At 68.0% G+C, this 20,812-nt stretch carries 23 protein-coding genes and 1 tRNA gene; 19 read left to right on the top strand and 5 right to left on the bottom strand.

What is annotated here, in order from left to right; all coding sequences use genetic code 11:
* Window positions 1–5: 5 nt before the first annotated feature.
* The gene (locus tag QXK92_RS26645) at window positions 6–596 is read right to left on the bottom strand and encodes a TIGR03086 family metal-binding protein (protein WP_306246817.1); all 591 of its coding nucleotides are present in this window, start codon (window positions 594–596) and stop codon (window positions 6–8) included.
* A 14-nt stretch (window positions 597–610) separates the two neighbouring features.
* On the opposite strand from QXK92_RS26645, the gene QXK92_RS26640 reads away from it, so the two are divergent.
* The gene (locus QXK92_RS26640) at window positions 611–1,435 is read left to right on the top strand and encodes a crotonase/enoyl-CoA hydratase family protein (protein ID WP_306246816.1); all 825 of its coding nucleotides are present in this window, start codon (window positions 611–613) and stop codon (window positions 1,433–1,435) included.
* Here the strand turns inward: QXK92_RS26640 and QXK92_RS26635 are convergent.
* Window positions 1,422–1,568 (bottom strand): hypothetical protein, encoded by a 147-nt coding sequence (locus QXK92_RS26635; RefSeq protein WP_306246815.1) that lies wholly within the window; start codon window positions 1,566–1,568, stop codon window positions 1,422–1,424. The genes QXK92_RS26640 and QXK92_RS26635 overlap by 14 nt on opposite strands.
* A gap of 24 nt (window positions 1,569–1,592) precedes the next feature.
* Between QXK92_RS26635 and lipE the strand changes: the two genes are divergently transcribed.
* Both lipE and QXK92_RS26625 read left to right on the top strand, forming a co-directional pair.
* Complete coding sequence (gene lipE, locus QXK92_RS26630; RefSeq protein ID WP_306246814.1) at window positions 1,593–2,834, top strand: lipase LipE; 1,242 nt, start codon at window positions 1,593–1,595, stop codon at window positions 2,832–2,834.
* A 39-nt stretch (window positions 2,835–2,873) separates the two neighbouring features.
* Window positions 2,874–3,977, top strand: coding sequence for a hypothetical protein (locus QXK92_RS26625; protein WP_306246812.1), 1,104 nt, complete (start codon window positions 2,874–2,876; stop codon window positions 3,975–3,977).
* Window positions 3,978–4,071: 94 nt separating this feature from the next.
* Here the strand turns inward: QXK92_RS26625 and QXK92_RS26620 are convergent.
* A tRNA-Ser gene (locus tag QXK92_RS26620) sits at window positions 4,072–4,158 on the bottom strand.
* 36 nt (window positions 4,159–4,194) lie between these two features.
* Here QXK92_RS26620 and QXK92_RS26615 point away from each other — a divergent pair.
* A complete protein-coding gene (locus tag QXK92_RS26615) occupies window positions 4,195–5,166 on the top strand; it encodes an NAD(P)H-quinone oxidoreductase (RefSeq protein ID WP_306246810.1) in 972 nt (323 codons plus the stop codon).
* Window positions 5,167–5,179: 13 nt separating this feature from the next.
* On the opposite strand, the gene QXK92_RS26610 is transcribed toward QXK92_RS26615, so the two are convergent.
* Window positions 5,180–6,376, bottom strand: a complete 1,197-nt coding sequence (locus QXK92_RS26610; RefSeq protein WP_306246808.1) for a cysteine desulfurase-like protein — start codon at window positions 6,374–6,376, stop codon at window positions 5,180–5,182.
* Window positions 6,377–6,496: 120 nt separating this feature from the next.
* Here QXK92_RS26610 and QXK92_RS26605 point away from each other — a divergent pair, with 120 nt between their 5' ends.
* From QXK92_RS26605 to QXK92_RS26580, 6 genes are all read left to right on the top strand, one after another.
* Window positions 6,497–8,464 carry a DUF6541 family protein gene (locus QXK92_RS26605; RefSeq protein WP_306246806.1) on the top strand — a complete coding sequence of 656 codons (1,968 nt, stop codon included), beginning with the start codon at window positions 6,497–6,499 and terminating at the stop codon, window positions 8,462–8,464.
* Between the two features lie 99 nt (window positions 8,465–8,563).
* Window positions 8,564–9,022, top strand: a complete 459-nt coding sequence (locus QXK92_RS26600) for a bacterial proteasome activator family protein (protein ID WP_306247933.1) — start codon at window positions 8,564–8,566, stop codon at window positions 9,020–9,022.
* Window positions 9,023–9,025: 3 nt separating this feature from the next.
* Window positions 9,026–9,823: an ABC transporter ATP-binding protein gene (locus QXK92_RS26595; protein WP_306246803.1), complete on the top strand. Its 798-nt coding sequence runs from the start codon at window positions 9,026–9,028 to the stop codon at window positions 9,821–9,823.
* Window positions 9,816–10,730, top strand: coding sequence for a glycosyltransferase (locus QXK92_RS26590; protein ID WP_306246801.1), 915 nt, complete (start codon window positions 9,816–9,818; stop codon window positions 10,728–10,730). The genes QXK92_RS26595 and QXK92_RS26590 overlap by 8 nt, the downstream gene beginning before the upstream one ends.
* Window positions 10,727–11,557 carry an ABC transporter permease gene (locus QXK92_RS26585; protein ID WP_306246799.1) on the top strand — a complete coding sequence of 277 codons (831 nt, stop codon included), beginning with the start codon at window positions 10,727–10,729 and terminating at the stop codon, window positions 11,555–11,557. The genes QXK92_RS26590 and QXK92_RS26585 overlap by 4 nt, the downstream gene beginning before the upstream one ends.
* A 181-nt stretch (window positions 11,558–11,738) precedes the next feature.
* Window positions 11,739–12,578 carry a class I SAM-dependent methyltransferase gene (locus QXK92_RS26580; RefSeq protein WP_306246798.1) on the top strand — a complete coding sequence of 280 codons (840 nt, stop codon included), beginning with the start codon at window positions 11,739–11,741 and terminating at the stop codon, window positions 12,576–12,578.
* A gap of 3 nt (window positions 12,579–12,581) precedes the next feature.
* Here QXK92_RS26580 and QXK92_RS26575 read toward each other — a convergent pair whose 3' ends face one another.
* Entirely contained in the window at window positions 12,582–13,283 is a 702-nt protein-coding gene (locus QXK92_RS26575; protein WP_306246796.1) for a hypothetical protein, read from the bottom strand.
* 218 nt (window positions 13,284–13,501) lie between these two features.
* Here QXK92_RS26575 and QXK92_RS26570 point away from each other — a divergent pair, with 218 nt between their 5' ends.
* From QXK92_RS26570 to QXK92_RS26530, 9 genes are all read left to right on the top strand, one after another.
* Window positions 13,502–15,430, top strand: a complete 1,929-nt coding sequence (locus QXK92_RS26570) for a PE family protein (protein WP_306246794.1) — start codon at window positions 13,502–13,504, stop codon at window positions 15,428–15,430.
* A gap of 84 nt (window positions 15,431–15,514) precedes the next feature.
* Window positions 15,515–15,961 (top strand): GTP cyclohydrolase I, encoded by a 447-nt coding sequence (locus QXK92_RS26565; RefSeq protein WP_306246792.1) that lies wholly within the window; start codon window positions 15,515–15,517, stop codon window positions 15,959–15,961.
* Window positions 15,954–16,484 carry a 6-carboxytetrahydropterin synthase gene (locus QXK92_RS26560; RefSeq protein WP_306246791.1) on the top strand — a complete coding sequence of 177 codons (531 nt, stop codon included), beginning with the start codon at window positions 15,954–15,956 and terminating at the stop codon, window positions 16,482–16,484. The genes QXK92_RS26565 and QXK92_RS26560 overlap by 8 nt, the downstream gene beginning before the upstream one ends.
* Complete coding sequence (locus QXK92_RS26555; RefSeq protein ID WP_306246789.1) at window positions 16,481–16,981, top strand: hypothetical protein; 501 nt, start codon at window positions 16,481–16,483, stop codon at window positions 16,979–16,981. Before QXK92_RS26560 ends, QXK92_RS26555 begins: the two co-directional genes overlap by 4 nt.
* Window positions 16,982–17,013: 32 nt before the next feature.
* Window positions 17,014–17,232 (top strand): NfeD family protein, encoded by a 219-nt coding sequence (locus tag QXK92_RS26550; RefSeq protein WP_306246787.1) that lies wholly within the window; start codon window positions 17,014–17,016, stop codon window positions 17,230–17,232.
* Between the two features lie 26 nt (window positions 17,233–17,258).
* Complete coding sequence (locus tag QXK92_RS26545; RefSeq protein ID WP_306246784.1) at window positions 17,259–18,362, top strand: flotillin family protein; 1,104 nt, start codon at window positions 17,259–17,261, stop codon at window positions 18,360–18,362.
* Between the two features lie 95 nt (window positions 18,363–18,457).
* The gene (locus QXK92_RS26540; protein ID WP_306246781.1) at window positions 18,458–18,943 is read left to right on the top strand and encodes a GreA/GreB family elongation factor; all 486 of its coding nucleotides are present in this window, start codon (window positions 18,458–18,460) and stop codon (window positions 18,941–18,943) included.
* Window positions 18,944–19,023: 80 nt separating this feature from the next.
* Window positions 19,024–19,389, top strand: a complete 366-nt coding sequence (locus tag QXK92_RS26535) for a GtrA family protein (protein ID WP_306247931.1) — start codon at window positions 19,024–19,026, stop codon at window positions 19,387–19,389.
* Between the two features lie 32 nt (window positions 19,390–19,421).
* Window positions 19,422–20,804 carry an FAD-binding oxidoreductase gene (locus QXK92_RS26530; RefSeq protein ID WP_306246779.1) on the top strand — a complete coding sequence of 461 codons (1,383 nt, stop codon included), beginning with the start codon at window positions 19,422–19,424 and terminating at the stop codon, window positions 20,802–20,804.
* Window positions 20,805–20,812: the final 8 nt, after the last annotated feature.

Raw genomic sequence — 20,812 nt, 5'->3', positions numbered from 1 at the left:
CCGGGCTAAGCGGGATTGCGGCCGGTGAAAGCGATCAGCCGCGTCAGTGGGTCCGCATCCTCGGGCACCTCGACCGGGTCGTCGAATCCGGCCGCGCCGCGTTGTTCCGGCCTGATCACGGCGTGCGCCAACCCGAGCACATACTCCGCCAGTGAGTCCGGGGCCTCGACGTCATGCCCGACGGCGCGGGCGTAATCCCAGGCGTGCACCAGGAATTCGAGGGAGAAGACGGCGACGGCAACCCGCGCGGGCATCGACCCGCCCCCGAACGCGACCTCACCATCCAGGCCGTGCCTGTGCCAGGCGTCCAATGCCGGACGTGCGGTGCTGACGACCAGCTGCTCCACCGACTCGGTGTCCTGTGGCACCGTGAACTGCGCGCCGACCATGCCGCCCAGGCTGGTGATCGATCTGATCAGGTGCGCGGTGAGATCCTTGACGTTGTACTCCGAGCACGGCGTCTGCTTGGACTTGTCCGAACCGGCGACGGTATGCAGCACCTGCTGCAGCACGCCCAGGGTCAATTCGGCGCTGCGCAGCTCGTCGGTAGGCGGGGATTCGGGGCCGGGCACCAAGTCGTCGGGCATACCAGCCACGCTACGGTCTCGATATGGGCGAAACATACGAATCAGTCACCGTCGAGATCAAGGACCACATTGCGCAGGTGACCCTGATCGGCCCGGGCAAGGGCAACGCCATGGGGCCCGCCTTCTGGTCGGAGATGCCGGATGTCTTCGCGACCCTGGACGCCGATCCCGACGTGCGCGCCATCGTCATCACCGGGTCCGGGCGGAACTTCAGCTACGGCCTGGACGTGCCGGCCATGGGCGGGTCGTTCACCCCGTTGCTGTCCGGTGAAGCGCTGGCCGGCCCGCGTGCCGTCTTCCATCGCGAGGTCAAGCGCATGCAGGGCGCCATCACCGCTATCGCCGACTGCCGCACCCCGACGATCGCCTCGGTGCACGGGTGGTGCATCGGCGGCGGTGTCGACCTGATCTCGGCGGTCGACATCCGCTATGCCAGCGCCGACGCGAAGTTCTCGGTTCGTGAGGTCAAACTGGCCATCGTCGCCGACGTCGGCAGCCTCGCCCGCCTGCCGCTCATCCTCAACGACGGGCACCTGCGTGAACTCGCGCTGACCGGCAAGGACATCGACGCGGCCCGCGCCGAGAAGATCGGTCTGGTCAACGACGTCTACGACGACGCCGAGGCCACGCTCGCGGCGGCCCACGCCACCGCCGCCGAGATCGCCGCCAACCCGCCGCTGACCGTGCACGGCATCAAGGATGTACTCGACCAGCAGCGCACCTCGGCGGTGTCGGAAAGCTTGCGCTACGTCGCCGCCTGGAACGCCGCGTTCCTGCCGTCGAAGGACCTGACCGAAGGCATTTCGGCGACATTCGCCAAGCGGCCGCCACAGTTCACCGGCGAGTAGCGCTGCGCCACAGGGCACCGGCCAGCCACCCGGTCGAGATCATTGATCCCAGGATCATGAACAGGCCCAGCGCCACCGAGTAGGCACCGAAGACGAGCAGCTTCACCTCGACATAGCGTGAGCGGCCGGCCATGCCCTCAAAGTTAGGCTGTCGACAATGACCTCTACACCCGATGGCCGGATTCGTGTGCCGGCCGACCTGGACACCGTGACGGCGATCGGCGAAGAAGACCACTCCGAAATCGGCCGGGACGCCGTCGAACGCATCTGGCAGGCCGTACGGCACTGGTACCAGGCCGGACTGCATCCCGCTATCCAGCTCTGCATCCGGCGCAACGGGACGGTCGTGCTGAACCGGGCGATCGGCCACGGCTGGGGCAATGCGCCCACCGACGAGCCTGACGCCGAGAAGATCCCTGTCACCACCGGCACTCCGTTCTGCGTGTACTCGGCGGCTAAGGGGATTACCGCGACCGTGGTGCACATGCTGGTCGAGCAGGGCGTCTTCGCGCTCGACGACCGTGTCTGCGAATACATCCCCAGCTACACCAGCCACGGCAAGGACCGGACGACGATCCGGCACGTGCTCACCCACAGCGCGGGAGTCCCGTTCCCCACCGGCCCCAAGCCTGACTTGCGCCGCGCCGACGACCACGAGTACGCGCAGGAGCAACTCGGCAAGCTGCGGCCGCTGTACCCGCCCGGCCGCATGCACATGTATCACGCGCTGACCTGGGGGCCGCTCCTGCGGGAAATCGTCTACGCGGCCGCCGGCAAAGACATCCGGGAAATCCTGGCCACCGAAATCCTGGACCCGCTCGGCTTCCGGTGGACCAACTTCGGCGTCGCGCCCCAGGACATCCCGCTGGTCGCGCCCAGCCAGCCGACCGGCAAGCCGCTCCCGCCGGCCATCGCAGCGATCTTCCGCAAGGCGATCGGCGGCACCGTGCACGAGATCATCCCGTACACGAACACCCCGGCCTTCCTCTCCACCGTGGTGCCCTCGTCCAACACCATCTCCACCGCGGACGAGCTGTCCCGGTTCGCCGAAATCTGGCGTCGCGGAGGCGAACTGGACGGGGTGCGCATCATGAGCCAGGAACGGATGTACGGCGCGGTGCAGGAATGCCGCAGGCTGCGGCCCGACGTCGCGGTCGGGCTGATGCCGGCCCGCTGGGGCACCGGGTACATGCTGGGCACCGACCGGTTCGGCCCGTTCGGCCGGCACGCACCACAGGCGTTCGGCAACCTCGGACTGGCCAACATCGCGATCTGGGCGGACCCGGCGCGTGACATGGCCGCCGGCCTGATCAGCAGCGGAAAGCCCGGGAAGGACCCCGAACTCAAGCGTTACAAGGCGTTGATGGACACCATCGCGGCGACCATCCCGTCGCGCTGAAGGCGTTTTGCCGGGTAGTTCGGCGGGCAACACCTATGGATGGAATCGGAACGTTTTCGTCAGCTCCTGGACACGCCCGGCCCATTCGTATCGGTGTACTTCGAAGACACACACAACACACCCGACGCCGACCAACAACTCGAGCTCAAGTGGCAGGCATTGCGTGAGCAGCTCGACAGACAGGGCGTCACCGAAGCGCTGACCGCCGAGATCGAGCGCGCGGTGCTACTGCGGCCTCCCGTCGGCTGGAGCGGCCGCGGCGTCGTCGCCGGCGCCGACGGCGTCGTCGTCAACGAGCACCTGCTGCGTCCGACCGCGACGACGGTGGTCCGGGTCTCGGAGCTGCCGTACATCGTCCCGATCGTCGAGCACGGCTTCCTGACGCCCGCCTACCTGCTGGTTGAGGTCGATCACGCGGGCGCCGACATCACCACCCACGTCGACGGCGTGTTGGAGGCGGAGGCGGTCGACGGGGGCGGCTATCAGGTCCACAAGGCCTCGGGCGCCGAATCCGCCGGATACGGCGACGCTCAACGACGCACGGACGAGGCAGCCCGCAAAAACATCCGCGCGGTGGCCGATCGCGCCGCCGAGTTGGTGGATGCGATGACGGCCGACGCGGTGTTCGTGGTCGGCGAGGTGCGCTCACGCTCCGACTTGATGAAGGCATTCGCCGAGCGGGTGCGCGACCGCGCGGTGCCGCTGGAGGTGGGCGCCCGAAACAGCGGATACGAGCCCGCCGAAGTACAGAGCCACATCGACGCCTGGTTCAGCAAGCGACGTCTCCGCGAAATCGATTACGCCGCACAGCGTTTCGATGCAGAGCTGGGCCGGCAGTCCGGACGTGCCGCGCAGGGCCTGGACGCCGTGTGCTCTGCACTGCGCCAGGGCGCGGTGGAAACGCTGATTGTCGGCGAGATCGGGGACGCCACGGTGGTCGCGGACGAAGGGCTCACGACCGTGGCGCCCAATGCGGACGTGCTGTCCGAGCAAGGCGCCGCACCCACCAAGACGCTGCGCGCCGATGAGGCGCTGCCGATGTTCGCGGTGGCGGTCGGGGCGGCGCTGGTGCGCACCGATGAGCGGATCGCGCCGGACGACGGTGTGGCGGCGGTGCTGCGGTACGCGCCGACGCTGCACTGAGGAGGCTTTGAGTCCTGGGGCTTGAGTCTGCGCCCAGGGCGGCCGGTACTCGTGATACTTCGCCCTCTGCGCAGGGTCAACGCAGTCAGGTGAGCGGTGGCGGAGGGATTTGAACCCCCGGACGGTTTTAGCCGTCTCTCGCTTTCAAGGCGAGTGCATTAGGCCGCTCTGCCACGCCACCGCAGATAAGGGTAGCGGTGCTTGTAGCGTGGCCAGCATGCGCGCCATCGTCGCCGAAACCGCCGAGCGGCTGCTCTGGCAAGACGTTCCCGACGTATCCGCCGGGCCGGGTGAGGTACTGATCAAGGTCGCGGCCGCGGGCGTCAATCGAGCCGACGTGCTGCAGGCCGCGGGCAAGTACCCGCCGCCCCCGGGGGCGAGCGAGACCATCGGCATGGAAGTCAGCGGGACCATCGCCGACGTGGGCGCCGATGTGACGAAATGGTCTGTTGGACAAGAGGTTTGCGCGCTGTTGGCCGGTGGCGGATATGCGGAGTACGTCGCCGCCCCGGCCGGACAGGTGATGCCGATACCGGCGCCGCTGGACGTCATCGACGCCGCGGGCGTCCCGGAAGTGGCCTGCACGGTCTGGTCCAACCTGGTGATGACGGCGCACCTGGGCCCCGGCCAGGTGGTGCTGCTGCACGGCGGAGCCAGCGGCATCGGCAGCCACGCGATCCAGGTGGCGCGCGCGCTGGGCGCCCGGGTGGCGGCCACCGCCGGCTCCGCGGAGAAGCTGGCCATGTGCCGGGACCTGGGGGCCGAGATCGCCATCTCCTACCGGGACGAGGACTTCGTCGCCCGGCTGATGCAGGAGACCAGGGGCGCGGACGTGATCCTCGACATCATGGGTGCGGCCTATCTGGACCGCAACATCGACGCCCTGGCCACCGACGGGCAGCTAGTGATCATCGGCATGCAGGGCGGAGTGAAGGCCGAACTGAACATCGGCAAACTCATGGCCAAACGCGCCCGCGTCATCGGCACCACGCTGCGCGCCCGTCCGGTCAGCGGGCCCAACAGCAAGAGCGCCATCGTCGACGCGGTCACGACGTCGGTGTGGCCGATGTTCGCCAGCCAGCGAGTGCGGCCGATCATCGGCAGGCGCCTGCCGATCCAGGAAGCGGCCGAAGCTCACCGCCTGCTGCAGTCGGGCGAGACGTTCGGGAAAATCCTGCTGACGGTGTAGCGCTGGTCGAAATTCAGCCCAGCGACGCCAGCGCGCGCACCAGTTGGTCGACTTCGGCCATCGTCGAGTAGTGCGCCAAGCCGACGGTCACCGCGCCGCCAATGTCGTTGACGCCCAGCACGTCCAGCACTCGGGAACTCGCGTTCGCGATGGCCAGAATCCCGTTGTCCGCCAGCCGCTGCACCACCCGGTCGGCGGGAACCTCGTTGACGGCGAAGCTGATCACCGGTATCCGCGATTCCGGGCGGCCCAGCAGGATCACCAGCGGAAGTGACCGCAGCGACACCATCAGGTAGTCGTAGATCCGGTTCAGGTATGCCGACGCGGACTGCGTCGACACCGACAGGCGCTCCCGCCGGTTGCCGCGGGCCGACTCGTCGAGCGAGGCGAGGTACTCGATGCTGGCGACAACGCCGGCCAGCAAACCGAACTGGTGTCCGCCCACCTCCAGCCGCTCGGGTCCGGTGGCGTACGGGTTGGTGGAGACCGAGCTGAAGGTGTTGATCAGCGCCGGCTCGCGGAACACCATCGCTCCGATCGGCGGCCCGCCCCAATTCACGGCGTTCACCGCCACCACGTCGGCTTCGGTCTCTTTGATGTCGATCAGCCGGTAGGGCGCGGCGGCGGAATGGTCGACCACCACCAGGGCACCCACATCGTGCGCGAGCTTCGTCATCGCCCGCAGGTCGGTGACGGCGCCCAGCGTGCCGGACGCCGACGTGACGGCGACCAGCCGGGTGGACTTGTTGATCAGGCTTTCCCACTGCCAGGTCGGCAGCTCGCCGGTCTCGATGTCGACCTCGGCCCACTTGACCTTGGCGCCGTAGCGATGGGAGGCGCGCAGCCACGGGGCGATGTTCGCCTCGTCGTCCAGCCGGCTGACGACGACCTCGTACCCCAGGCCGGCGCGGGCGGACGAAGCCTCGGCGAGCGAGGCAAGCAGCACGGCACGATCGGCACCCAACACGACACCGCTGGGGTCGGCGTTGACCAGATCGGCGACCGCCTCGCGGGCCGCTTCCAGGACCGCGGCGCTGCGCCGCGCCGACGGGTGCGCCCCAGCGGTGCTGGCGCCGGACCGACGGAACGCCGTGGACACCGTGGTTGCCACGGAATCCGGAATGAGCATGCCTGTCGGCGCATCGAAGTGCACCCATCCGTCACCGAGCGACGGGTGCAGTCCGCGCACCCGGGCGACGTCGTAGGCCATGCCAGCCACCTTAGAGCTAACGCAAATTCCACAAATGGGTGTCGGTAGCGGGTGCGCCATAGACGTTCCAGCCGTTACCGGCCTCCCGAGTCAACTCACCCGGGCAGCCATACTAGTCGAGTGAGCTTGTGCTTCGGAACGCTGATCGCATTGGTACTGCTGATCGCACCGGGTGCCATCGTCGCACGTATCGCGCAGTTGAACTGGCCGATCGCCATTGCGGCCGGACCAGCGCTGACGTACGGCGTCGTGGCGCTGGCGATCATCCCTTACGGAGCGCTCGGCATCCCGTGGAACGGGTGGACGGCGCTGGCGGCGCTGGCCGTCGTCTGCGTGCTGGCCACCGTGCTGCAGCTGCTGCTGGCCCGGTTCCGGGACAAACAGGCCGAAGCACGCGCGATCAACCCCGGCCCGGCGATCGTCGTCGCGGCCGGTGTGCTGTTGGGCGTCGTGCTGATCGGCTGGGCGGCCTTCACCGGCATCCCGCACTGGCAATCCATCCCGAGCACGTGGGACGCGGTGTGGCATGCCAACGAAGTGCGCTGGATCCTCGACGTCGGCCAGGCGTCGTCCACCCACATGGGCGAGCTGCGCAATGTCGAGACCCATGCGGTGCTCTATTACCCCTCGGTCTTCCACGCCCTGACCGCCGTCTTCTGCCAGCTGACCGGCGCGGCCGCGGCCACCGGCTACACGCTGAACTCGCTGGCGGCGGCGATCTGGCTATTCCCGGTCAGCGCGGCCGTACTTACCTGGCGCGCCCTGCGCACCCACACCACCGAATGGCGCACCGCGGTCACCGCCGCCACCGCCGCAGCGCTCTCGGCGTCGTTCACGGCGGTGCCCTACGTCGAGTTCGACACCGCGGCAATGCCCAACCTGGCGGCCTACGGCGTCGCCATCCCGGCCATGGCCCTGATCACGTCGACGCTGCAACACCGGGACCGCATCCCGGTGGCCATCCTGGGGCTCGTCGGCGTCTTCTCTGTGCACATCACCGGCGGCATCATCACGGTCATCCTGGTGGGCGCCTGGTGGCTCTTCGAGGCACTGTGGCACCCGGTGCGTGGCCGAGTCCGCGACTTCGCGGTGCTGGCCGGCGTCGGGCTGGCCTCCGGGCTGATCATGCTGCCGCAGTTCCTGAGCGTCACGCAGCAAGAAGACATCATCGCCGGGCACTCCTTCCTGACGTATCTCAGCAAGCGACACGGCCTGTTCGACGCCGTGTTCATGCACTCACGGCATCTCAACGACTTCCCCTACCAATGGGGACTGAGCTTCCTGTGCGCCGTCGGCGGGTTCGTCATGCTGGCCAAGAAGATGTGGTGGCCGCTGGCCGTGTGGCTGCTGTTCATCGTGATCAACGTCGATGCGGGCACTCCCCTGTGGGGTCCGTTGGGCCGGGTGGCCGGGGCGGTCGGCGAGTTCTTTTACAAGGACCCGCGCCGCATCGCCGCGGCCACGACCCCGCTGTTCAACCTGATGGCGGCCGTCGCGCTGGTGACGCTGGTAGCGGCGGCGGTAGCCCTGGTGAAGCGGTTCGTGCAGCCGCGAAAGCCGATGCCGTCGCGCTTCTGGGCGGCGGCCACCGCGGTGCTGCTGATCGGCATCAGCCTGGCCAGTGCGTGGCACTACTTCCCCCGGCACCGGTTCCTGTTCGGTGACAAGTACGACTCGATCATCGTCGACCAACGCGACCTCGAAGCCATGGCTTACCTGGCGAAACTGCCGGGTGCCCGCGACACGATGATCGGCAATTCCAACGTCGACGGCACCTCGTGGATGTACGCGGTGGCCGGTCTGCATCCGCTGTGGACCCACTACGACTATCCCGTGCAGATGGGCCCCGGCTACCACCGCTACATCTTCTGGGCGTACGCCAAGAAGGGCGACTCCGATCCTCGGGTGGTGGAGGCGATCAAGGCCCTCAACATCCGCTACGTCCTGGCCAGCGGCCCGACGATCCGAGGGTTCAAAGTTCCCGACGGACTATATTTTCTGGACAAGTCGCCGTACTGGACCATGATCTACGACAACGGCGGCGCCCAGATCTACGAATGGCACGGCGACACTCCGGTGCACCCCTAGACGACACACGAGGACGGTGATTGCGTGGGTAACGGCAACGACGACCATGCCGAAGACAGTGACGGCATCGAGGTCATCGGCGGCGTCGATCCGCGGTTGATGGCGTTGCATGAGGACGCGGATGATTCCGACGAGCGCTCGCTGACCGACCTGGTCGAGCAGCCCGCCAAGGTGATGCGGATCGGCACCATGATCAAGCAACTGCTCGAGGAGGTCCGGGCCGCACCGCTCGACGAAGCCAGCCGCACGCGGCTGCGCGACATCCACGCCACCAGCATCCGCGAACTCGAGGACGGCTTGGCGCCGGAACTGCGCGAGGAGCTGGAACGACTCACCTTGCCGTTCAACGAGGACTCCGCGCCCTCGGACGCCGAGATACGGATCGCGCAGGCGCAGTTGGTCGGCTGGCTGGAAGGGCTCTTCCACGGCATTCAGACCGCGCTGTTCGCCCAGCAGATGGCGGCCCGGGCGCAACTCGAGCAGATGCGACAGGGCGCGCTGCCCCCGGGGATCAGCAAGCCGGGCCCGCACGGGCACGGCACCGGACAGTACCTGTAAGCCGTGCCGAGCGGTCCACACATCGAAACCCGCGACGCGTGGGTCGAATTCCCGATCTTCGACGCCAAGTCGCGTTCGCTGAAGAAGGCGTTCCTAGGCAAGGCCGGCGGCGCGATCGGCCGCAACGCTTCCAACGTGGTGGTGATCGAGGCGTTGCGCGACATCACCATGTCGCTGGAACTGGGCGACCGCGTCGGCTTGGTAGGCCACAACGGTGCGGGCAAATCGACTCTGCTGCGCCTGCTTTCGGGCATTTACGAACCCACGCGCGGCTGGGCGAAGGTGACCGGCCGGGTGGCGCCGGTGTTCGATCTCGGTATCGGCATGGACCCCGAGATCTCGGGCTACGAGAACATCATCATCCGGGGCCTGTTCCTGGGACAGACCCGCAAGCAGATGCTGGCGAAGGTCGACGAGATCGCCGAATTTACCGAGTTGGGCGATTACCTGTCGATGCCGCTGCGCACCTACTCCACGGGCATGCGGGTGCGGTTGGCGATGGGCGTGGTCACCAGCATCGACCCGGAGATCCTGTTGCTCGACGAGGGCATCGGCGCGGTGGACGCCGACTTCCTGAAAAAGGCGCAGTCGCGGCTGCAGAGTTTGGTGGAGCGTTCCGGAATCCTGGTGTTCGCAAGCCATTCCAACGAATTCCTGGCCCGCCTGTGCAAGACCGCCATGTGGATCGACCACGGGGTGATCCGGCAGAGCGGCGGCATCGAAGAGGTGGTGCGCGCCTACGAGGGTGACGACGCGGCACGGCACGTGCGCGAAGTGCTCGCCGAGACCGCGCGTGAGTGAGCGCGTCTTCGCCGTCGTGGTGACCCACCGGCGGCCCGAGGAACTCGCCCGCTCACTGGAGATGCTGTCCACCCAGACCCGGCCGCCGGACCGGATCATCGTCATCGACAACGACGCTTCCGGCGACGCGCGTGTTAGCGATCTCGTTGCGGCACAAGCGATTCCGTCGACCTACCTCAATTCCCAGCGGAACCTGGGCGGTGCCGGCGGTTTCGCGCTGGGCATGCTGCTGGCGCTGGCGCACGGGGCGGATTGGATCTGGCTGGCCGACGACGACGGGCGCGCCGCGGACACCGAGGTGCTGGCGACGTTGCTGGCCTGTGCCGAGAAGCACGGTCTTGCCGAGGTGTCTCCGATGGTCTGCAACATCGACGACCCCGAGGCACTGGCGTTCCCGTTGCGCCGCGGACTGGTGTGGCGCCGACGGGCCGGCGAACTGCGCACCGAAACCGGCCAGGATCTGCTGCCCGGCATCGCGTCACTGTTCAACGGCGCGCTGTTCCGCGCGTCGACGCTGGAGGCGATCGGGGTACCGGATCTGCGGCTTTTCATCCGCGGCGACGAGGTGGAGATGCACCGCAGGCTGGTGCGCTCCGGCCTGCCGTTCGGCACCTGCCTGGACACGGTGTATCTGCACCCGTGCGGGTCCGAGGAGTTCAAGCCGATCCTCGGTGGCCGCATGCACACCCAGTACCCGGATGACACCAACAAGCGTTACTTCACTTATCGCAACCGCGGTTATGTGCTGTCCCAGCCAGGACTGCGCAAGCTGCTTTTCCAGGAGTGGGTCCGGTTCGGCTGGTTCTTCCTGGTGACCCGTCGCGATCCCCAGGGGCTGCGGGAGTGGGTCCGGCTGCGCCGGCTGGGACGGCAGGAAAGATTCGGGCGGCCAGGAGGTTCGGCATGACGTTCATCGACGCGGCGGCTCAGTCCAAGACCTTCGGCCGCGCCCGCCGTGATCTGGCCGACGGGTTCCGGCGTCACGAACTGTGGCTGCACCTGGGCTGGCAGGACATCAAGCAGCGCTACCGCCGTTCGGTGCTGGGTCCGTTCTGGATCACGATCGCGACCGGTACGACGGCCGTCGCGATGGGCGGGCTGTACTCCAAACTGTTCCATCTCAACCTGTCCGAGCACCTGCCCTACGTCACGCTCGGGCTGATCGTCTGGAACCTGATCAACGCGGCCATCCTGGAAGGCGCCGACGTCTTCGTACACAACGAGGGCCTGATCAAGCAACTGCCGACTCCGTTGAGCGTGCACGTCTACCGGCTGGTGTGGCGGCAGATGATCCTGTTCGCGCACAACATCGTGATCTACGTCGTCATCGCGATCATCTACCCCAAGCCGTGGTCATGGGCTGACCTGTCGGTGCTGCCCGCCCTGGCGCTGATCATGCTCAACTGCATCTGGGCTTCGCTGTGTTTCGGCATCCTGGCCACCCGCTACCGCGACATCGGGCCGCTGCTCAACTCGGTGGTGCAGCTGCTGTTCTTCATGACGCCGATCATCTGGAACGACAGCACCCTTCGACAGCAGGGCGCGGGCCGCTGGTCGAAGATCGTCGAACTCAACCCGCTGCTGCACTACCTCGACATCGTGCGGGCGCCGCTGCTGGGCGCACCCCAGGAATTGCGGCACTGGGCTGTGGTGGTGGTGCTGACGATCGTGGGCTGGGTGATGGCGGCGTTCGCGATGCGGCAGTACCGGGCGCGGGTGCCGTACTGGGTTTGAGATGTCGCGCGTCTGACGGCGTGACCCGGACTTGTCTGCGCCTGCTCCCGTAGGAAGAGCAGATTTCATCCTCTGATTCGGCTATCTGGCCGAGGGACATGCTGCGGTGACTCCCCTTCGCGCCTGCTGTCCCGGAACCTGGAGGCACACCCGGCTAGGCTGCCGCCGATAGATTGGGCAGATGAGTCATCCTGCACCTGACCGCGTCGATGCCAGTCTGCTGACCGGAGTTTCCGAGACGGCCCTGCTCACTCTGAGCGGCCGGGCCTTCCAGGCCGCGCACCCGGACGCGATCATCGACGACCCGATGGCCATCACGCTCGTCGACGCGATCGACTTCGATTTCGACAAGTTCGGACGCCGCAAGGGCCAGGAGATGGCGCTGCGCTCACTGGCCGTCGACAAATGCGCCCTCGCGTATCTGGCCGAGCATCCCCGCGCCACCGTCGTCGCCCTTGCCGAAGGTTTCCAGACCAGCTTCTGGCGACTGGACAGCGCACTGCCGGAGGCTCAATTCCGTTGGGTATCAATTGATCTGCCGCCGGTGATCGAGTTGCGGCGGCGGCTGCTGCCGCGCTCACCACGTATCACCGAGATCGCGCAGTCAGCCCTGGACTACTCGTGGATGGACCAGATCGACGACTCCGACGGCGTGTTCATCACCGCCGAGGGGCTGCTGATGTATCTGCAGCCGGACGAGGCGCTGGGCCTGATCACCGCGTGCGCCAAGCGATTCCGCGGCGGTCAGATGTTCTTCGACGTGCCCCCGACCATCGTCAAGAAAGTCGCACGCAAGGGCCTGCGTTCGTCCAAGCACTATCGGGTGCCGCCCATGCCGTTCAGCCTGTCGCCGCGCCAGCTGGCAGCTCTGGCGAACACCGTGCCCGGCATCCGCGCGGTCCACGATGTGCCGATACCCGCCGGGCGCGGCTGGTTCTTCGGGCGTTTCTACCCGGCGCTGTGGCAGTTTCCGCCACTCAGGGAGTTCCGCGGTGCCTACACCTTGCTCGAATTCGGCTGATTATCAGCGGGTTTCGCGGGTCACCACCAGCTCGTCGCCGCCGGTGGCCCAGGCGCGCTGGAAGACGTCAAGTGACACGACCTCGTCGGCTCGGGTTCCGCTGTCGTTGAGGTGCACGGTGCCGTTGACCAGGTCGACGCCGGTGACGACGACGGCGTGGTCGCTCATCGGGTTGCCGCGGCCGTCCTTGGTCTGAACCGGCAGGCCCCAGATCATCTCGGCGTTCACCCCGGCAATCACCTTGTGGCCGTCGGCCAGGTAGCGCCCCAGTGCTTCCAGTCCGGAGTCCAGCCCGGTGGCGGCGGCCTCGTCCAGGCTGGTGGCCACGCCGTAGATGCCGTACTGCCCTAACAAGGCGGGAATGTCGCCGGGGTCGGTGCCGTACCCCGCGCGGTACATCGGTCCGGGGTGGACGCGACTGCGCATCTGCTGTGCCACCGCGAGGATCTCGCTTTCGGACGGCTGGCGCCCAGTCAACTCCCCGATCACGTCGGCCGCGGCCATCAGGGCGCAGTCGTCGACGGATTGTTTGCGCCAGTACTGAGCGGCCGCGGCCGGGTTGCCGTACATGCGGGGCGCCTCGGTGTGCGGCGTCGAGGAAGCGGCGTGGGCCAGGCCGGTCGCCAGGCCCAGCGTGACCGCGACGGCGGCGATGGCCAGCGTCACCTTGACGACGGAACTACGGACATTCTCGATAGAGCGCATGGGAGAAGGCTCGGTTGTCGTTCTCTCGGGAAGCTCTGCAGATTCTTGGGGCTCGCTCCACCCGGCACTACCGGCGGCGGGTCTCCTCTAATTGGTGGACGGAATTTCATCCCCCGAACCGGCCTGCTGGCCGAAGAACTTGCGGTGCCCAGTGACCGATGGTGGGAGCCGGAGCAATCGGCTCGGCTCACCACACTCACGTCGAGGGGAACCACGCCATGTCGTTCATGTTGGTTGGCCCGGAAGCACTCGCGACCGCAGCAGCGGACGTGGCAGGCGTCGGTGCGTCGGTCGATTCGGCGAGCGCAGCGGCGGCGGCGCCGACTACGGCGGTGCTGGCGGCCGCCTCCGATGAGGTCTCGCAGCACATCGCCGCGATCTTCAGCGGTCACGGCCAGGCGTATCAGGCGCTCAGCGAACAGGTCTCACGCTTCCACCGCCACTTCGTCCAGGCCTTGGCCGGGGGTGGGGTTTCGTACACCAGCGCGGAGGCCGCAAATGCCTCGCCCCTGCAACCTGCCGCGCAGGCGGCGTTCAGCGTGATGAATGCCCCCACCCAAGCCCTCTTGGGACGCCCGCTGATCGGCAACGGCGCCGACGGCACCGCACCTGGCCAGGCCGGCGGCGCAGGCGGGCTGCTGTACGGCAACGGCGGTGCCGGTGCCGGGGGGGCCGCTGGTCAACCCGGCGGGACCGGCGGCTCGGCAGGCTTGTGGGGCCAGGGCGGGGCCGGCGGCGCGGGCGGCGCAGGGGCGGTCGGCGGCAACGGCGGAAACGGCGGTCTGCTGTACGGCGGCGGCGGCGCGGGTGGGGTAGGCGGAACGGGTGGCGGCGGAGGCGTCGGCGGCATCGCCCCCCTGATCGGCAACGGCGGAACCGGCGGTGCGGGCGGACTCGGTGCTGCCGGCGGTGCCGGCGGAAATGCCCTGTTGTTCGGTAGCGGCGGCGACGGCGGGGCAGGCGGTAACGCCGCAGCCGGCATCAATGGCGGCATTGCCGGGCGAGGTGGAGACGGCGGTTACGCCGGGTTGTGGGGCGACGGTGGCAACGGCGGATCCGGCGGCGCCGGTACGGCCGGTGCGGCCGGAGCCAATCCCGCCACCACGGGAGCCACGGCGCCGAACGGAACGCCGGGCGCAGCCAACAGCGTGACGACCAACAACGATGCACACGCCACGGGCACCGCGGGTGACACCGGCGGGACAGGCGGCGCGGGGTGGGCCGGCGGCACCGGCGGTCTGGGTGGCAACGCAACGGCCGTCAGCACCGACCCGATGGGACAGAACTCCATCACCGCCACGGGCGGTCAGGGTGGTGCCGGCGGAACAGCCGGGTCCGGCGGCGCGGGCGGGGCCGGCGGCGCCGGCGGCAATGCGTCGGCGACCAGCAGCAACACCAGCACGTTGCCCACCAGCGTCACCGCGGACGGAGGCAACGGTGGCCGTGGCGCCGCGGGCGGTGCCCCTGGCGGAGCAGGCGGCGCCGGCGGAGCCGGTGGCAACGCGGTGACAACGACCCGGTCCTTCGACTTCAACCAGGCCAACGGCGGCAACGGGGGCGACGGCGGCACGGGAGCCGCCGGGGCCACCGGCGGGGCCGGCGGGAGTGGCGCCGCCGGAGGCAACGGTGGTCGAGGCGGCCTGTTCATCGGCGACGGCGGCGCCGGCGGTGCGGGCGGGATGGGTGGCGCCGGCGGTACCGGCGCCCACGGCGGCACGGGGGGCAACGGCGGCGTCGGGGGTACCAGCAACACGCAGAACGCCGGCGACGGGGGTGACGGGGGCGACGGAGGGGCCGGCGGAACCGGCGGCACCGGTGGAGCGGGCGGCACGGGCGGCCAGGGCGCCGCGGGTGGTCTCCTGGCGGGCAACGGCGGCACCGGGGGCGCGGGCGGGGCCGGCGGGACCGGGGGTTCTGGTGGGACAGGCGGCACCGGCGGCCATGCCGGCTCGTCCGGCGGCACCGGCGGTCTTGCCGGTTCCCGGGGTGACGGTGGCGTCGCGGGCACCGGCGGGGCCGGCGGCACGGCCGGTAGCGGTGGTGGCGGGGGTACCGGCGGCGTGCTTCTGAGCGTTGCGGGTGCGGGCGGCGCCGTCGGCGGCACCGGATCCCAGGGCGGATCCGGCACACCGGGCGGTAACGGGTAACGGAAGCTGGCAGCGATTTCTGCCGCAAGAACCCCACAAGAATCCTTTTAGAATCCTCCAAGGCCCCGCCCGGAAGCTATCGCGGTGCCTCACACACTCGTCCGCCCCGACAGCGGGATCCTGCAGCTGCGGCTCGACCGGCCCGTACTGCTGCGCCCGATCCCGTTCCACGCGATCTGCGAACAGCACCTGCTGCCGTTCTACGGCGTCGTGCACATCGGCTACCTGCGCGGCGACCAGCGATTGAGCCAGGCTGAACTCACCCGCGTGGTCGAGGCGTGCGCGATCGGCGTCCAGGTGCAGGACAAGATGACGACCCGGATCGGCCTGTGGTTGCACCACCAGCTCGCCCCGCGCGGGTTGGGCGTGCTGGTGGAAGGCGGTTACGCCTGCACCCCGGTCCGCGAGGGCGCCGCCCTGGCCGGGCCCACCACCACCATGGCCTTCTACGGAACGATGCGCGACAACGCCAACCAACAGCGCGAATTCATCACTCTCGCAACAAGAAAGAAGATCAGTAACCATGCCTGAGATCGCCTTCGCCGGCCCCGCCCAGACCGCGACCATGCACCGTGACGACGCACCCGTGGGACGTACGGCTCAGTTCCACCTGCGCAAGCGGTTCGGCGGGCTGAACTGCTGCCGCCGCTCCTGGTCCGACAACGGCAAGCGCCTTTTCTTGCACGGCTACGCACTCAGCTTCGAGATCGAGTTCGCCTGCGCCGAAACCGAATCCGGCGATCAGGTGCTCGGTGCCGAATGCTTGGCGGACATTCGTGCCGCCCTGCAGGGCCAGTACGCACACACCACCTTGATCACCGCCAACGACCCACAACGCGACCTGTTCGAGCTGCTGGCCGAACGTGACCTGGTGGACATGCGGATCGTGGACAGCGCCGGCCTGGAAGCCTCCGCCGCCTGGGTGTTCGAGACCGTCGAGAAGATCGTCGCACGGGCGACCGAGGGTCGGGTCTGGGTGTCGCGGATCGACGCCCAGGAGAGCGGCAGCCGGGTGCTCACGCTGACCGCGTTGCCGGTAAAGGACTGGACGTGAGGGCGATTGCCGCCCTGCTCATCGTCGGAACCGGACTGGTTTGCGCCGGCCACGGAACGGCCTATGCCGCACCCGATCTCGATTCGTTCCTGACCAACCTGCCGTCGACCCTGGCGGCGGCCGGTTCGGCGGAGCAGCTGCGCGCCGCGCTCGGTTCCGCCCCGCCCGAGGTGTCGCGGGGACCCGGTGACACCTTGGACTTTCCCGCGCGGGACGCGCACTGGTTGACCGCGGCCTGGCACCTCGACCGCGTCTATGCGGTTGCCTCCGATCCGCATCAGCAGAGCTGGCAGTTGATGCGGTACGGGCAGGATGTGCCCGACCAGAACGGCACCCGCATCGCGGTCGTCCCGATCACATTCGGCTCCTGGACCGTCCGCCCGCAGCTCGCCGGGCGCCCGGACGGCCCGCTGCCGAGCGTGGTCGCCGGGGCGTCTCCGGCCTACGACGTCGCCACGTATGCCGCGCAGGTCGTCGGAATCGACCTCGACATGTAATCGCATGCAGCCCGGGGTGGAGAATGCGACCCGTGAGCGCCTCTGTGGTCGGCTGCGTCGGAACCCTGATCGTGCCGACGCGTGGCGCCGAGGGCGCCGGTGAGGTGCTGCTGACGGTGCGCGGCTCCAAGGAGACGTTCCTGGCCCGCTCCGACGAACCTCTACCCAAGGGCACCCAGGTGCTCGTCGTACAGACGCACGGGCCACGAACCGTCGTCGTCGAGCCCTGGCACGACCCCACTTTCACCTGAAGATCGAAAACACAAGGAGTGCAACGATGCTCGGATACCGGGTGCCCGCGCCTGATGAGGCGATGCTGATTTCGGGCGGTAAAGCCAAAGGCAATGCACCATTTCGCGTCGTGACCGGGCACGGCGCCTTCGTCATCCCGTTCTTTCGCAAGGCTGCCTTCCTGACCCTGGCGATGTGCGAGGCGGAGGTCGCCGAGAAGTGCGTCACGCAGCAGGGCATCACCCTCAACGTCCGGGCCGTCATCGCGTTCAAGGTGGGCAACGACACGGAGAGCATCATCGCCGCCGCGCAACGATTCCTGTCCGAACAGGACCAGATGTCGGTTCTGACGGGGCGGATCTTCGCCGGGCACCTGCGCTCGATCATCGGCTCGATGACCGTCGAGCAGATCATCCGGGAACGCCAGAAGCTGGCCACCGAGGTGCTCGACGGCTCCAAGGAGGAGATGGCGCGCATCGGCCTGAACGTCGACGCGCTGCAGATCCAGTCCATCGACGACGACGGGCTGGGCTACATCAAGGCGATGTCGGCCCCGCACAACGCCGCCGTGCAGCAGCAGGCCCAGATCGCCCAGGCTCAGGCCAACCAGAAGGCCGCCGAGGCCGAACAGGAGTCCCAGCGCAAGCAGGCCGAGTTCGCCCGGGAGACCGCCATCGTGAAGGCCCAGTACAAGGCCGAGGTGGACAAGGCGCAGGCCGAAGCGGCACAGGCGGGGCCGCTGGCCGAAGCGGAGGCCCAGCGTGAGGTGCTGGCCATGCGCACCGAACTGGCCCAGCGGGCGGCGGAACTGCGCCAGCAGGAACTGGTCGCCGAGGTGGTCAAGCCCGCCGAGGCGGAAGCCGAACGGGTCCGGATTCTCGCCGTGGCCGACGCCGAGAAGATGAAGATTCAGGCCGAGGCTGCCGCATCGCACAACCGGGTGGCCCTGGACCGGATGATCATCGATCAACTCCCCGAGATCGTGGACAAGGCGGCGCGCGGGCTGGCCGGATCGAATCTGACCGTGCTCAACGGCGCCGAAGGAATCAGCCAGGTGACCAGTGGGCTGGTGTCGCAGGGTCTGGCTATTTTCGACGCCGTGCGAAACGGGTTGTCGCAATACGACGACGAGGAGGCAGGCCCGGCGTGATACACGCCGGTAAACGCGTGAGAGATAAGAGTGACGGCCGGCCTGTTGTGGTGTAACACTGAAACGCCCTGGTGTTCGGTGAAAGGTCGGCGGACGTGAGCGAGGAAGCCCAGTCAAGGGATGCGGCGGCAGCATTGCGCGAGAACCTCGCCGCCGAACTGGCCCGGCTCAAGCAGCGGCACGACCGCCTCGAGATCGAGGTAAAGAACGACCGCGGCATGGTCGGTGACCACGGCGACGCCGCGGAGGCCATCCAGCGCGCCGACGAGCTGGCGGTGCTGGCCGAACGGATCAACGAGCTGGACCGGCGGCTGAAGTCCGGACCGTCCAGCTCGGAAGCCTCTGACACGCTGCCCGGCGGCACCGAGGTCACCCTGCGCTTCGCCGACGGTGAGGTGGTCACCATGTACGTGATCTCGATCGTGGAGGAAACCCCGGTCGGCCATGAAGGAGAGACGCTCACCGCACGCAGCCCGCTGGCGCAGGCGCTGGCCGGCCATCAGGCGGGTGACACGGTGACATACTCCACGCCGCAGGGCCCCAGCCAGGTCGAGCTGCTCTCGGTGAAGCTGCCCACCTAAACTTCTACTCGATGATCCCGCCAGAGCCAGGTGCTGAGCCGGCAGAGCCGCACCAGCATCTGCATCTGACGACCCAGGCGATGCGCTTCATCATCACCGGCTCTTTCTCGGCCGTCGTCGACTTCGGGCTGTACCTGATCCTGTACAAGTTCGTCGGTGTTCAGGTCGACCTGGCCAAGGCCACCAGCTTCATCGTCGGCACCATCACCGCCTACCTGATCAACCGGCGCTGGACCTTCCAGGCGTCACCGAGCACCGCCCGGTTCATCGGCGTCATGGCGCTGTACGCGCTCACCTTTGCGGTGCAGGTCGGGCTGAACCATCTGTGCCTGGAACTGCTGCACTACCGGGGATGGGCCGTGCCCGTCGCATTCGTGGTCGCGCAGGGCACCGCGACGGTTATCAATTTCATCGTGCAGCGCACCGTGATCTTCCGCATCCGCTGACCTGGTCAGTGGGCGCGGTACCCTCTTTGACGATGTCGAGCAGCGAAATGACCACGACCCCGACCCGGCTGACCGGGTGGGGACGAACGGCGCCGTCGGTCGCGGAGGTGCTGCGCACCCCCGACGTCGAGGTGATCGCCAAGGCAGTGATCCGGGCGGCCGAATCTGATGGTCGGGGCGTGATAGCCCGCGGGCTGGGCCGGTCCTACGGCGACAACGCGCAAAACGGCGGCGGCCTGGTGATCGACATGTCCGCACTGGACAAGATCCACTCGCTGAACGCCGAAACCAAGCTCGCCGACGTCGACGGCGGGGTCAACCTCGACCAGCTGATGAAGGCGGCGCTGCCGCTGGGGCTGTGGGTGCCGGTGCTGCCGGGCACCCGCCAGGTGACCATTGGCGGTGCCATCGGGTGCGACATCCACGGCAAGAACCACCACAGCGCCGGCAGCTTCGGCAACCACGTCCGGTCCATGGACCTGCTGCTGGCCAGCGGCGAGATCCGGCGGGTGACGCCGGACGGCGACGAAGCCGAGTTGTTCTGGGCCACCGTCGGCGGCAACGGGCTGACCGGGATCATCCTGCGCGCCACCATCGAGATGACACCCACCGAGACGGCCTACTTCATCGCCGACGGCGACGTCACCGCCACCCTCGACGAAACGATCGCCCTGCACAGCGACGGCAGCGAGGCCAACTACACCTACTCCAGCGCCTGGTTCGACGCGATCAGCGCGCCGCCGAAACTGGGCCGCGCCGCGGTGTCCCGCGGGTCGCTGGCCACCCTCGACCAGCTGCCCGACAAGCTGGCCCGTAATCCGCTGAAATTCGATGCGCCGCAACTGTTCACGTTCCCCGACATCTTTCCCAACGGGCTGGCCAACAAGTACACTTTCGGGCCGATCGGCGAACTGTGGTACCGCAAATCCGGCACCTACCGGAACAAGATCCAGAATCTGACGCAGTTCTATCACCCGCTGGACATGTTCGGGGAATGGAACCGTGGCTACGGCCAGGCCGGCTTTCTGCAGTACCAGTTCGTGGTTCCCACTGAAGCCGTCGACGAGTTCAAGCGCATCATCCGCGACATTCAGGCCAGCGGCCATTATTCGTTCCTCAACGTGTTCAAGCTGTTCGGGCCGGGCAATCAGGCCCCGCTGAGCTTCCCCATTCCGGGCTGGAACATCTGCGTCGACTTCCCGATCAAGGCCGGCCTCAACGAGTTCGTCAGCGAACTCGACCGCCGGGTCCTGCAGTTCGGCGGCCGGCTCTACACCGCCAAGGACTCCCGGGTGAGTGCCGAGAATTTCCACGCCATGTATCCCCGGATCGACGAATGGATCGCCGTGCGCCGCAAGGTCGATCCGTCCGGGGTGTTCGTCTCGGACATGGCCCGACGTTTGGAGTTGCTGTAGATGGTGTG

Origin of the sequence: Mycobacterium sp. TY815, assembly GCF_030755135.1 — a bacterium.
Taxonomy (GTDB): Bacteria; Actinomycetota; Actinomycetes; order Mycobacteriales; family Mycobacteriaceae; genus Mycobacterium.
The sequence above is the reverse complement of the archived record's forward strand: the minus strand, read 5'-3'. Positions and strand labels throughout refer to the sequence as shown.